The sequence below is a fragment of the Sphingomonas gellani genome, assembly GCF_900110035.1.
Taxonomy (GTDB): Bacteria; Pseudomonadota; Alphaproteobacteria; order Sphingomonadales; family Sphingomonadaceae; genus Sphingomonas; species Sphingomonas gellani.
The window spans coordinates 148,098-161,528 of the sequence record NZ_FOCF01000004.1 but is presented as its reverse complement, the minus strand read 5'-3'; the positions used below and the strand labels follow the sequence as shown (position 1 = coordinate 161,528).

The 13,431-nt window shown below is 67.0% G+C and carries 8 protein-coding genes; 4 read left to right on the top strand and 4 right to left on the bottom strand.

Annotated elements, in window-relative coordinates; translation table 11 throughout:
- Positions 1-167: 167 nt before the first annotated feature.
- The gene (locus BMX37_RS09460; protein WP_093665656.1) at positions 168-1,604 is read right to left on the bottom strand and encodes a family 43 glycosylhydrolase; all 1,437 of its coding nucleotides are present in this window, start codon (positions 1,602-1,604) and stop codon (positions 168-170) included.
- Between the two features lie 37 nt (positions 1,605-1,641).
- Positions 1,642-2,322 (bottom strand): acetylxylan esterase, encoded by a 681-nt coding sequence (locus tag BMX37_RS09455; protein WP_244501504.1) that lies wholly within the window; start codon positions 2,320-2,322, stop codon positions 1,642-1,644.
- Between the two features lie 398 nt (positions 2,323-2,720).
- On the opposite strand from BMX37_RS09455, the gene BMX37_RS09450 reads away from it, so the two are divergent.
- Together BMX37_RS09450 and BMX37_RS09445 are read left to right on the top strand one after the other, a co-directional pair.
- The gene (locus BMX37_RS09450; protein ID WP_244501503.1) at positions 2,721-5,294 is read left to right on the top strand and encodes a glycoside hydrolase family 9 protein; all 2,574 of its coding nucleotides are present in this window, start codon (positions 2,721-2,723) and stop codon (positions 5,292-5,294) included.
- A complete protein-coding gene (locus tag BMX37_RS09445; protein WP_425288450.1) occupies positions 5,291-6,937 on the top strand; it encodes a glycoside hydrolase family 43 protein in 1,647 nt (548 codons plus the stop codon). Before BMX37_RS09450 ends, BMX37_RS09445 begins: the two co-directional genes overlap by 4 nt.
- Positions 6,938-7,023: 86 nt before the next feature.
- Here BMX37_RS09445 and BMX37_RS09440 read toward each other — a convergent pair whose 3' ends face one another.
- A complete protein-coding gene (locus BMX37_RS09440) occupies positions 7,024-8,448 on the bottom strand; it encodes a sugar porter family MFS transporter (RefSeq protein WP_093665492.1) in 1,425 nt (474 codons plus the stop codon).
- A 293-nt stretch (positions 8,449-8,741) separates the two neighbouring features.
- On the bottom strand, positions 8,742-9,827 hold the full coding sequence (locus BMX37_RS09435) for a LacI family DNA-binding transcriptional regulator (protein WP_093665491.1): 1,086 nt from the start codon (positions 9,825-9,827) through the stop codon (positions 8,742-8,744).
- A 190-nt stretch (positions 9,828-10,017) separates the two neighbouring features.
- Between BMX37_RS09435 and BMX37_RS09430 the strand changes: the two genes are divergently transcribed.
- Entirely contained in the window at positions 10,018-11,148 is a 1,131-nt protein-coding gene (locus BMX37_RS09430) for a glycoside hydrolase family 43 protein (protein WP_093665490.1), read from the top strand.
- A 166-nt stretch (positions 11,149-11,314) separates the two neighbouring features.
- Positions 11,315-13,402 (top strand): right-handed parallel beta-helix repeat-containing protein, encoded by a 2,088-nt coding sequence (locus BMX37_RS09425; protein ID WP_212611424.1) that lies wholly within the window; start codon positions 11,315-11,317, stop codon positions 13,400-13,402.
- Positions 13,403-13,431 lie beyond the last annotated feature (29 nt).

Below are 13,431 nucleotides of genomic sequence, written 5' to 3'. Positions count from 1 at the left end.
AGGCGCGGCAGGACCCGTGCGCGGCGGGCGGCCGGTTCGGCATGCGTGCCGACGGCGTGACGATTGAACAGGTTCATACTCTCCCTTTCGACTGCGCAAAGCCGCAGCCCCTTTGATTCGGCACGGTGCCTTTCCGTGCATTGCCCTACCCGCCGATACGCCGGCGGTCAGGGCGTCTTGAACGTCCAGCGCCCGGCGGGGCTGGCCGGATCGAACGGCACCAGCGATGGCGTGCTGGCGCCGATCGCGACCAAAGCGACCCCGCGTTTTCCGGCTTTCGGTGCGATACGATAGGTCCCGTCGGTCAGCTGGTCCACCTGCCACAATTGTTCCGGCGCACCGGTGAAGCCGGGCACCGTATCCACCTCCCCATCGGCGGTGGCGGCCAGCGCGCGTCCGGTGCCGGCGATCACGATCTTGTAGAAGGGCGCGCCGAAATAGCCGCCGGCGCCAGCCACCGGCGCGATCGTCCATAGCTGGTGCGGCCTGTTCATATAATCCGCCAGGTCGACGCGGATGCGCCCCTGCGGCCAGCCGGCCGAATCCTCCGCCAGCGTCTGGTTCGGGATCGGCGTGACCGGATCGGTCGGCTTCGCCATGAAGCTGCGCCGCGGGTCGAAGGGCACGCGCACGATGTCGGTCGCTAGGCTCAACGCGTAGCCGCTCCGCTCCGAGGCGATCTCATAGGTTCCCGGCGCGACATTCTCCCCAGCGACGGGCCAGCCGTCCTTCCACAGCAGGGGCTGGATCGCCAGCACGCTGCGCCCGCTGCGGTCCAGGTCGGCCTCATAATGCATCGAGAACTTCTCGACGCCGCCGTCCAGCTGGATCAGGCCGAAATGGCCGGGGCCGAAATTGCGACCCCGCGCGCTAACCACCATCTTGCCGCCCCCGCGCAGCAGCGGCGTGCCCATGTGATCGACATAGGGGCCCAGCGGGCTGCGCGAACGGCCGACGCGGATGTGATAGGTCGAATTGGGCCCGTCGCAGCATGTGCCGTGCGTGCCGAGCAGATAGTAATAGCCGTCGCGATACACCATCGCCGACGCTTCCATGTCGATCGCGACATCGACGGGCCGGTTGCCGGCGACCCTAAGGCCGGTCTTCGGGTCCAGCTCCACGATCCGGATCGGGCCGAAATAGGTGCCGTAGGTCAGCCACAGCCGCCCCTCGACGTAGAGGAACGCGGGGTCGATCGCGTCGGCCGTCTCCACCCCGTCGCTAAACGCTACCACGCCGACATCGTGGAACTTGAAACGCGGCGACTTGGGATCCAGCGACAGGGTCCACATGATCTTGACCTGGCTGGCGTGCCCGCCCGACATGCCGCCCCCGCCGACCGCATAGGCGACATAGTAGCGCTCACCGATCTTGATGACGTCCGGCGCGACGCCGCCGCCGGGCCGCTCCCCACCGCCGCGCCAGGTCCAGCCATCTTCGGAGATCAGGCCGCCGCCGCGCGTTCCGAAGGTGAAATACTTGCCGTCGGACAGGACCACGGTCGAGGGATCGTGGATAAAGGTTTCCCCCTCCAATTGCGCCGCGGCGGGCGACGCCCCGCCAAGGAGCAGGATGCCGAGGGCGGTGGCGGCCAGGCGCTTCATGGTGCCTCCTTGATGCACGGCAGCGGGGTTGCGGCGATCAGCGGACATCGGTCTTCACGTCGGTGATCGGCCGGCCGTCTTCGTCCAGGAACCGGACGCAGAAGTCGCTGAGGCCAGGTCCGTTGATGACCGCGCCGCGCAGCACGTTGCGCCCCTTGCGCAGCGTCACACGGTCGGACAGCACATCGTCCATGACCATGCGGCGGTCGTTGAACAGCCCGGCGGTTTCCCTGCCGTTCAGCCACCAGATCGACGCGGAGTTGGACCCCACCGCCAGGCGGACGTTGCGCATCTCGCGCGGGCTGTCGATCACCGTCACCGCCCAGAAGATGACGCCATAGGTCGGCTTGTTCAGCGCCTGCGCGAAGTTGAACAGCTTTACGTCGAAACTGCGCGAGTCCAGCGCATGCCAGCGTAGCGGTTCGGCCGCACTGACCACCTGTCCGTCGCGGGGCACGGCGGTGAACTGGCCGGGGAAATAGGGGGTCGTGAGTGTCTGCCGCACATAAGTGGCGGTGAAGCCGGCGTTGCTGCGATTAGGTTTGTTGATGGGCTCCAGCAGCAGCCAGCGGCGCAGGAAACCGTCGCTGTCGGGTGTGGTCGGCCCGGACGAGGCCGGATCGAAGAAGGCGGACAAGCCGGGTACGGAACCCTGCCCCGCCGCTGCCGGACCGCTCGTCGCCACCTGTGCGGGGGAGGTGGCGGACAGGCCCAGCATGCCCGCCGCGATTATCGGCACAACGCACTGGAATGGGTGTCGCTGGCGCATTTCGGCGGGACGGACGGGAGCGGCTTTCGACAGACCGGGGCGAAGGGACGCGACACTCTTCAAGAGCATCGATCCGGGTATCCCATGACGGCGATCGACCGACGGCAACAACATCGCCTTCCCCTCCACGATCTGTCGGCAGCCTTTCGGGTCCGGAGCCCCGGCCCGGCCATGCTGCTCATGTGACGTTTGCGCCAGTCTAGGCACGTGAGCGTTACCACGTCAACGCGTCGGGGACGCTTTGCCACATGCCAGCATCTTGCGGCCAACTGACGCCTCGTCGTCACGCAGCTGGTCGCACTGGCACATCAAGATGTTAGCGCTATAGTGACGGCAACAACAGGCGCATGCAGCGTCGAACGATCCAGGAGATGATGACGATGATCGCACGCCTTTCCGGTGTCATCGCGGCGCTGCTCGCCGGCGCCGCACCGGCCCTGGCCCAGACGGCCGCAGCACCGATGACGTTGAACGGGTCCGGCTATTACGAGGCGCCGGCGGCGAACGTGATGGTCTTTTCCAACTGGTATGACGGCCTGTTCGCCGACTCCAAGATCAGCGGCGTGGAGATCGTGCAGCAGGGCGCGCGGATCGCCACCAATGGCGATGTCCGCCTGTCCTCGACGCCGGGTCAGTGGGACGCGACGGCACGCTTCGTCGATCGGAAGGTGGATGCCGCCACGGGCGCGATCACCGTCACGCTCGAATATCCGGACTATCACTGGCAATATCGCATCCGGTCGGAGGCGCACGGCGGCGCGGTCGCGGTGTCCGTGCTGCTGGACGCGCCGGTTCCGGCGGCTCTGGCCGGAAAGGCGGGGTTCAACCTGGAATTCCTGCCCGCCGCCTATTTCCACCACAGCTACATGGCGGACGGGACCAGCGGCGCGTTTCCGCTCTACCCCGCCGACGCCATGATCGCGACGGCGCAGCGCAACCCGGCCAGCGGGCGGGCCGAGGGTCCCGGTGCGGAGCCGACCGCGATTGCCAAGGGCAGCCGTTTCGTCCTGGCGCCGGAGGACCCGGCGCGCCGCGTGACGATCCGCTCCACCGAGCCGATGCAGTTGTTCGACGGGCGCAACCAGGCGCAGAACGGCTGGTTCGTGCTGCGCTCTCTGTTGCCGGCCGGGCGTACGGGCAAGGTGCTGGAATGGACCGTTCAGCCCAACAGCGTGCCCGGATGGCTGCGCGCGCCGGTGATCGCGCATTCGCAGCTCGGCTACACCCCGGACGCGCGCAAGGTCGCGACGATCGAGCTGGACCGCAACGACCGCCGCGCGCTGTCCGCGCGCCTGCTGCGCGTCGGTGAGGACGGGACCATGATCCCGGTCGCCACGGCGCCGGCGAAGCGGTGGGGCGATTACCTGCGCTACAGCTATCTCCAGCTGGATTTCAGCCAGGTTCGCCAGCCCGGCACCTATGTGCTGGAATATGGCCAGACGCGCACCGCGCCGTTCCGGATCGCGGCCGATGCCTATGCCGGCGCGTGGCACCCGACGCTGGACGTGTATTTCCCGGTCGCCATGGACCATATGTTCGTCAACGAGGCGTACCGCGTCTGGCATGGCGACGCGCACCGCGACGATGCGCGTCAGGCTCCGGTCAACCACGAGCATATCGACCTGTACGCGCAGGGTCCGACGACGGACACGAAGTTCAAGTCGGGCGAGCACATCCCCGGCCTGGCCGTCGGCGGATGGTTCGATGCGGGCGATTACGACATCCGCACCCAGTCGCAATATCAGGTGGTGCGATCGCTGGTGGACAGCTGGGAACGCTGGCGCCCGATGCGGGACACGACCGCGATCGACTGGACCCGGCGCAAGACGGAGATCCACGTGCCCGACGGCACGCCCGACCTGTTGCAGCAGATCCGCCACGGCACGCTGCAACTGGTGGCGCAGTTCGATGCGGTCGGCCATGCCATCCACGGCATCGTCGAACCCGATGTGGCGCAATACACCCATTTGGGCGATGCATCGACGAAGACGGACGGGCTGATCTACGACCCGTCGCTGAAGCTGGGTGAGGAGCGCAACGGGCGCAGCGGCACGCCCGACGACCGCTGGGCCTTCACGACCAAGGCGTCCGCGCTGAACTATGGCTCGATCGCCGGACTGGCGGCGGCCTCGCGCGCGCTGGCGCAGGTCGACCCGGCCTTGTCGAAAAAGGCGCTGGCGATCGCAACCCGAACCTGGGCGCAGGAGCAGTCGCACGCGCCCGACCTGTTCCAGCACGGCAACACCACCGGCGGCCCGCTGGATGCGGAGCGGTTTTCCGCGGCGGTGGAACTGCTCCGCGCGACCCGCGATCCCCGCTATGCCGATGCCGTGCAGCAGGCGTGGCCGACTATCGAGAAAAGCTTCGCGTTCACGCTGCGCGATGCCGTGGCCGCGATCCCGTTCATGCCGGCCAGCTATCGGCAGGGCATGATCCCTGCGGTCCGCGCCTATGCCGCGTCGGCGAACACCGCAGCCGCGGCGAACCCGTTCGGCGTGCCGATCACCACGGGCGGCTGGGCGGGCAGCGGCACCGTGCTGGGATATGCGATGAACGCCTACACGCTGCACAAGGCGTTCCCGGACATCATGCCGGCGGATGCCGTGTTCCGCGGGCTGGAGTTCCTGGTCGGCAACCATCCGGGGTCCGACATCTCGTTCGTGTCGGGCGTGGGAACGGTGTCCAAGGAGGTCGCCTATGGCAACAACCGCGCCGACTTCTCCTTCATCGCCGGGGGCGTGGTGCCGGGTGTCCTGATCATCAAGCCGGACCTGCCGGAGAACCATGAGGATTGGCCGTTCTTCTGGGGCGAGAACGAATATGTCATTCCGGAGGGCGCGATGTGGATCGAGCTGGCCCATGCCGCGCAGGAGCTTGCCGGCGGGTCGGTGCCGGCAATCGCCGCGGACCAGCGCAAGTGACGGCTCCAGCGCGCATCGCCGTCGCACTGGCCGCGCTGTCGCTCGGCACTGCCGCCGTCGCCAGCGATCCGCCCCGCTTCAGCCGCTTCAGCTATGACGGGCATACCCAGGAACGGGTGGCGGTCGGACCGGGCCAGTACCGCAACCCGATCGTGTCGGGCTATTATCCCGATCCGTCGGTGACGCGCGTGGGCGACGACTACTACCTCGTCCTGTCGTCGTTCGCACACTATCCGGGACTGCCGATCTTTCGGTCGAAGGACCTGGTGAACTGGACGCAGATCGGCAACGCGATCGATCGGCCGGGGCAGCTGGATTTCACCGGCATGCGCACGTCGCAGGCGGTGTTCGCGCCGGACATCTCGTACCATGACGGCGTCTTTTACATCGCCAACACCTGCGTCGAGTGCAAAGGCAATTTCGTCATCACCGCCACCGACCCGGCGGGGCCGTGGTCCGACCCGGTGTGGCTGCCGTTCGAGGGGATCGATCCGTCGATCTACTGGGAGGGTGACAAGGCCTATATCGTCAACAACCGCGCCCCGAACGAGACGCCCCGGTATGACGGCCACCGGGCGATCTGGATCCAGGAATATGACTGGCGCGCCGGCAAGATGGTGGGCGAAAGCACCCAGCTGATCAACGGCGGCGTGGACATATCGAAGCAGCCGGTCTGGATCGAGGGGCCGCACATCCTGCGCAAGGATGGCTGGTACTATCTGACCGCCGCCGAGGGGGGCACCAGCGTCAATCATTCGCAGGTGGTATTCCGGTCGCGGACGCTGCGTGGCCCCTACGCCCCCTTCCCCGGCAACCCAATCCTGACGCAGCGCGACCTGAACCCCGCGCGACCGCATCCCGTCACCTCGTCAGGCCATGCAAAGCTGGTGCAGACTCAGAATGGCGACTGGTGGGCGACGTTCCTGGCGGTGCGGCCCTATCAGGGCGATTACTACAATATCGGGCGCGAGACGTTCCTGCTGCCGGTGACATGGAAGGATGGCTGGCCGATCATCCTGCCCAAGGGCCGATCGATCCCGTTCGTCGGCGCGCGGCCACGCCTGCCGGTCGGAGCGCGCGGGCCGGTCCCGACCCGTGGCGACTTCGGCTATGTCGACGAGTTCGACGGCGACCGGTTGGGCATGCAGTGGGTCGGCATACGCACGCCCAAGGCGCCGTTTTACCGGCTGGACCATGGCGACCTGATCCTCGATCGGGGGACGCCGCTGGGCGACCTTTCCGGCGTCCCCGCCTTTGTCGCGCGGCGGCAACAGCATCACATAGCGACCATGTCGACCACCGTCCGCTTCGAGCCCGACCGCGACGGCGACCGCGCGGGATTGGCCGCCGTGCAGAGCGACGCCAACTACCTGTTCTTCGGCGTCACGCGCGTGGCGGGGAAACCGGTCATCGCGCTGTTCACGGCGGATCAGGGCAAGGAGCGTCTGGTCGCCAGCGCCCCGGCAACCCGCGGCCCGGTCACCCTGACGATCCGCGCCGATGGCGGCTCCATGGCCTTCGACTATCAACAGGCGGGCGGGCGACACGTGCTGGCGCGCAATGTCGATGCCCGATTCCTGAGCACGAAAAGCGCCGGCGGCTTCGTCGGTACGCTGGTCGGGCCCTACGCCTGGAGGCAGTAGCCGCAGCGTCCGCGCCGCAAGCAAAAGGCCCTCCGGTTCGGGTGAACCGGAGGGCCTTTTCGTATCGCGACGCGACCGGGGGGGCGTCAGCCCTGCATGTCCTCCAGTTCGCGTCCGCGCGTCTCGTTGACCAGCGCCTTCACGAAGAAGAACGACACCGCCGCAAAGAAGGCATAGCCGAAATAAGTCACGCTGAGCCCCGGCGAGACGACCAGCGCCGGGAAGCTGACCGAGATCGCCGCGTTGGCGATCCACTGGGCAAAGCCGGACACCGCCAGCCCCGACCCGCGGATCTGGTTCGGGAACATCTCGCCCAGCATCACCCACATGACCGGGCCCCAGCTGGCGTTGAAGAAGACCACGTACAGATTGGCCGCGACCAGCGCGATGATGCCGTTGTTGCCCGGCAGGCTGACCGCGCCCGACGCATCCGTCACCGCCGTCGAAAAGGCGTAGGCGACGGTCGCCAGCGTGACCGCCATGCCGGCCGATCCGATCAGCAACAGCGGCTTGCGCCCGACCCTGTCGACCACGGCGATCGTCAGCAGGCACGCGCCAATCGACAACACGCCCGACAGGATGTTGGTCTGCAACGCGTAATCTTCCGAAAATCCGACTGCTTCCCACAGGGTCGCACCGTAATAGAAGACGACGTTGATGCCGACGAGCTGTTGGAAGATGGCCAGTCCGACGCCCGCCCACAGGATCGGGCGGATACGGCCCGTCGCCTTGTCGCGCAGGTCCGACAGCTTGGGCTTGTGGTGGTCGGCGGCGAGCGACTGGCGGATCTCCACCACCTTGCGGTCGGCCTCCGCCTTGCCGAACAGGCGGGTCAGCACGGCGTGCGCCTCCTGCTCGCGCGCCTTCGCCACCAGGAAGCGCGGGCTTTCCGGAATGATCGTCAGCGCTGCCAGATAGATCGCGGCGGGCACCGCCTGCAGCCAGAACATCCAGCGCCACGCCGGAAAGTCCAGCCAGAACGGCGCGGTCGAGCCGCCGGCATAGCGCGCCAGTGCGAAGTTGGCGACGAACGCGCCAGTCAGGCCGGTGATGATCATCACCTGCTGCACGCTGGTCAGGCGGCCGCGGATCGACGCAGGCGCGACCTCCGCGATGTAAACCGGCGAGATCACGCTCGCCGCGCCGACGCCCAGGCCGCCGATGATGCGTGCCAGGATGAAGATGGTGGAGCCGGTCGCGGCCCCGGCGATGATGGCGCTGACCAGGAACAGGGCCGCCGCCAGCATCATGACGCTGCGACGCCCGATCGCGTCGGCCAGCCGGCCCGCGCCGAACGCGCCCAGGGCCGATCCGACCAGGATCGCGCCGACATTGATGCCGATGCCCAGCCGGCCGAGGTCGAATGCCGCCTCCAGCCCCTTTTGCGTGCCGTTGATCACGCCGGAGTCGTAGCCGAACATGAAACCGCCGATCGTCGCCACCGCCACGATCGCGGCAATGAAGCCGTGGTTGACGGTGGATGGCCCCGCCCTGCTCGCCCTATCGGTCATGCCTCTCTCCCAATCGCCGGTCGTGCCGGCGTTATGATGCTTCAGTGCTTTTTGCTTATGCCGCTCGGGCGCACATCGCCCCGCACGAGCGGCCATCCAGCCTGGCGTCCGGCCGTGTTCCGACCGCTAACGCGACAGGGTGCCGCGCCCGTGCCGCTGATCCGGCCCGCCGCGATGCGGAGCTTCGGCGCGAATATCGATGCTGATGCCGTGACACGCGCGCCCTCCGCATGGCCGCGACGTTTCGCTGTCGCAATCCAATGCTGATATCGCTATCAATTTACACCAGCGCGTCAAGTGTTGCGCGCACGGGGCCTTTGACGGGGTGCGGCATCGGATTGGCGGCGTACAAGGATGTAATCGAGGACCCGGTCGGTCGCGACGCTCTCGTCCTCCGACTGGCGGCGCACGATCCCGACCAGCAGTTCCACCGCCGCCCGCGCCATGTCGGCGATGGGTTGATGGATCGTGGTCAGCTCCGGCCAGATCGCCGTTGACAGCGCGGTGTCGTCGAAGCCGCAGACGGTCAGGTCGCCCGGCACGTCCAGCCCGCGACGATGCGCCACCGCGACCGTCGCCGCCGCCATGTCGTCGTTGGAGGAAAAGATCGCGGTCGGCGGCTCGTCCAGTTCCAGCAGCTGTTCCGCGGCGTCCAGCCCGGATCGATAGGTGAACAGGCCATCCACGATCAGTGCCGGGTCGACCGGGATACCCGCCTCCTCCAACGCCTCGCGATAGCCTTGCGCCCGCTGCGCGCTGGCCGACAAGGTGGGATCGCCCGCGATGAAGCCGATGCGGCGATGCCCCAGCGACATGATGTGGCGGGTCATCACGGCCGACGCTTCCCGGTCGTTGACGCGGATGGACAGCACGTCGCTGGGCGGCAGGCTGGTCGCCACTGATACCGCGGGAACCCGCGCCTCCGCGAACAACGCGAGCAGCGCCGGCGCCTCGCACAAGGGCGGCGGCAGGATGACGCCGTCGATGCGCCCGTCGATCAGGTGGCGCGCGACCTCCGCCTCATGATCGCCGACCTCGCATTTCTCGACCACGATCTGCACATTGTCGCGGCTGGCCTGGTCCAGGCTGCCGATCAGGAATTCGCTCAGGAACCCGGCGCTGGGGTTGCTGTGCAGCAATCCGATGCGGACCTGCCCCGCCCCCGCCAAGCTGCGCGCCGCCGGATTGGGCGCATAGTTCAACGCGGCGATCGCGGCATTGACCGCTTCCCGCGTCGTTTCGCGCACATGCTTTTCGTTGTTGATGACGCGCGACACCGTCATTGCGGACACGCCGGCATGCCTGGCAACATCGCTGATGGTCGGCGCCGATCCCGAACGGCGAGGTGAGCGCGACGGCGCTGTTTCGGTAGATACCATTGCGATGGAGGCAGGTCTCGTGGTGGTAAAGCGCAGACATGGACGCAACAGAGCGGCGGAGCAATAGTTGGTAACAAACCAATGGCCCGCTTGCTTCGGGATGCCGGTACCAATATGGTAGCGCTATCCCCGAATGTTCGGCGGTAATCGAGCCTCGCAGAAGGCCGTCATTTAGGAAGGATCCCGCGCGATGCGCCGCACTCTTGTCCTCTCGCTGGCCGGATCGGTTCTTGTCGCCTCCGGCGCCATCGCCCTGGCCCAGAACGCCCCCACCGCCAAGCGGACCACCCCTGCCAAGCGCGAGCCGCTGAGCCCGGACGGCAAGCGCTATCTGTCGCAGCCGCTGGTGACCAGCATCTACACCGCCGACCCGTCCGCGCACGTGTTCAACGGCAAGATCTACGTCTATCCCAGCCACGACGTGCCAACGGATATCCCCGACGACGATCTGGGCAACGAATACGCGATGCACGATTACCGCGTGCTGTCGATGGACCGCATCGGCGGCCCGGTGAAGGTGGGCGGCGTCGCACTGGACGTGAAGCAGGTCCCCTGGGCGTCGCAGCAGATGTGGGCGCCCGACGCCGCCTACAAGAACGGCACCTATTACCTGTACTTCCCGGCACGCGACAAGCAGCTGGACAAGAACAAGCTGGGCACGTTCCGCATCGGCGTCGCCACGTCCAAGAGCCCGACCGGCCCGTTCAAGGCGGAGCCCAGACCGATCGCGGGCAGCTTCTCCATGGACCCGGCCGTGTACACCGACACGGACGGCACCAGCTACATGTACTTCGGCGGTATCTGGGGCGGGCAGCTGCAACGGTGGAAGAACGGCACGTTCGACCCCAACGGATCGGACACCGACCTGCACCAGGACGATCAGCCTGCCTTGTCGGGCAAGGTGGTCCGCATGAACCCGGACATGAAGACCTTTGCCGAGACGCCGCGCGACGCGGTGATCCTCGACGAACAGGGCAAGCCCGTGCTGGGCGGCGATCACGACCGTCGCTTCTTCGAGGCGTCCTGGGTCTTCAAGCGCGGCGCGAAATATTACTACACCTACTCGACCGGCGACACGCACTTCCTGAACTACGCGATCGGCGACAATCCCTATGGTCCCTTCACCTACAAGGGTCACATCCTGAAGCCGGTACAGGGTTGGACGAGCCACCATTCGATCATCGAATGGAACAACAAGTGGTGGCTATTCTACGCCGACACGCAGCTCAGCAACCGCAACCACTTGCGCAACGTCAAGGTGACGGAGCTGAAGTTCGCGGCCGACGGGTCGATCCCGACCATCGACCCCTTCATCGACTGACGACCACTACGGCAGACGTTGCGATCGTGATCGAGCGATCGCAACGTCTTTGCAAATGCGGTGGAGTGCTCAGATGACCGGCGCCACCCTCTCCCCGAACAACATCGTTGAAAGCTGACCGCCGCCCAACCGGCGTGCCGACCTTTCCGCGTCCGGAGCAGGCACCATGATGGTTTTGCGACACACGGGCTGGTCCACCCTGCTGCTGGCCGCCACCCCGGCCGCGGCACAGATCGGACCCCAGCCCGTGCTGCCGGTGACACCGCCGCCGACGCCGCCCGCCCACTACACCATCGTCATCCCCGAACGCCCCGATCCGGTGGCGACCGTGCTGCACGTTGCCACGAACGGGGACGATCGCGGCGACGGATCGGCGGCGCATCCCTTCGTCACGTTGGAGCGGGCGCAGGCCGCCGTTCGCCGGTTGAACCGCGATGGCGACGTGACGGTCCGCATCGCCGACGGCACCTATCGCCTGAGCAGCCCGCTGCGCTTCACGGCGGACGATGGCGGGCAGAATGGCCACACCGTACGCTGGGAGGGTGCGGACGGCGTCTATCCCGTCCTGTCGGGCGGCGTGCCCGTGACCGGATGGCGGCTGGCGGATAGGGCCAAGGGCATCTGGTCCGCCGCAGTGCCGCGTGGTGCCGATCCGCGCCAGATGACGATCGACGGACACCTCGCGCCGCGCGCTAGCGTGGAGGTCCCGCGTACCGCCGTCGACTTCCAGCCATGGGGCCTGGCGATCAAGGACCCGGCGTGGCGCACGCTTGCCAGCCTGCCCGCCCAGCACCGCATCGAGATGGAGGGCATGAGCTGGTTCACCCACCGGCATGCCATGGTCGACCATATCGAAGGCGACCGGATCGTGATGCAACAGCCCGGCTGGCGCAACAACCTGGTCGGTTATGACACGTTCGCTCGCCCGATCTCTGCGGAGGCGGTGCGGCTGTTCCTGGTCAACTCGCTCGCCTTTCTGCGGGAGGGTGGCCAATGGTATGTCGATGCCGATGCCGGCGTCCTATACTACAAGCCGCGCGCCAGAGAGGACATGCGCCGGGTCGAAGCGGTCCTGCCGCGACTGGAGCGCCTGATCTCCATCAGCGGCAGCTACGACCGGCCGGTGCGCGACCTGCAGTTCCGCCGCCTTTCCTTCCGGCACACCAGCTGGCTGCAACCCTCCGGACCGCAGGGCTATGCCAGCCAGCAGAGCGGGTCGTATCTGGCCGGCGAGCTGACCAACTATCCCACCGACCCGATCCGCGATTGCAGCTGGGGCTGCCCCCAGTTCGAGACGATGCGCAACCGGTGGAGCCAGCAACCCGCCGCGGTGCAGGTCGCCGCCGCGACGCGCGTGGTGTTCGACGACGACCGCTTCTCCCAGCTGGGACAGGTTGCGCTGGGTATCGGCAACAATCCCGACGCCAACGACAGCGGCGTTGGACTGGGCACATCGGCGATCGAGGTGACGCGCAGCAGCTTTTCCGACCTGGCCGGCGGCGCGATCATGATCGGTGGGGTGCAGCCGGATGCGCATCACCCCTCCCGCCCCGAAATGGGGCTGCGCGACATACTGATCCGCAACAACCGCATCAGCGGCGTGTCGCGCGATTACAAGGAGCAGTCGGCGATCCTGGTGACCTATGCATCCGGCACAGTCATCATGAACAACGACGTGTCCGATGCCCCCTATGACGGCATCGATGTCGGCTGGGGGTGGGGCGCCAACGATCCGGGCGGCAGTGCGGAATATTGGCGGCGGCAGCGCGGTTACTACGACCAGCCCGGCAACCGGGTCTATGACACGCCGACAACACTGCGCGATACGGTCGTCATGGGCAATCGCGTGTCGAAGGTGAAGCAATGGTTCCCGGACGGGGGCGCCATCTACCACCTGTCGGCCGATCCGGGTGCGCTGATCGCGAACAACTACATCGCGGACGTGGCGGGCGCGGGCGGCATCGCCATCTATCTGGATGAAGGCACGCGGTATGTGACCGTGCGCAACAACGTCGTGGACCGGGTCGGCGGCGTCTGGCTGAACCTAAACTCACAGGACCATCTCGCGCCCAAGCGCACCGCGACGGACAATGTGGCGGACGGCAACTGGTACAATTCGGGCCGGTTGCAGGGCGCGTGGACCGACTACATGAACAACCGGGCCGCCGACAACGTCGCGGTCAGCGGTGACGCCTGGCCCGCCGCCGCCCGTCGCGTCATCGAGGAAAGCGGGGTCCAGCCGGAGAAGCGGTGACGGACGTGACGGCGGGCGCTCGGTCATTG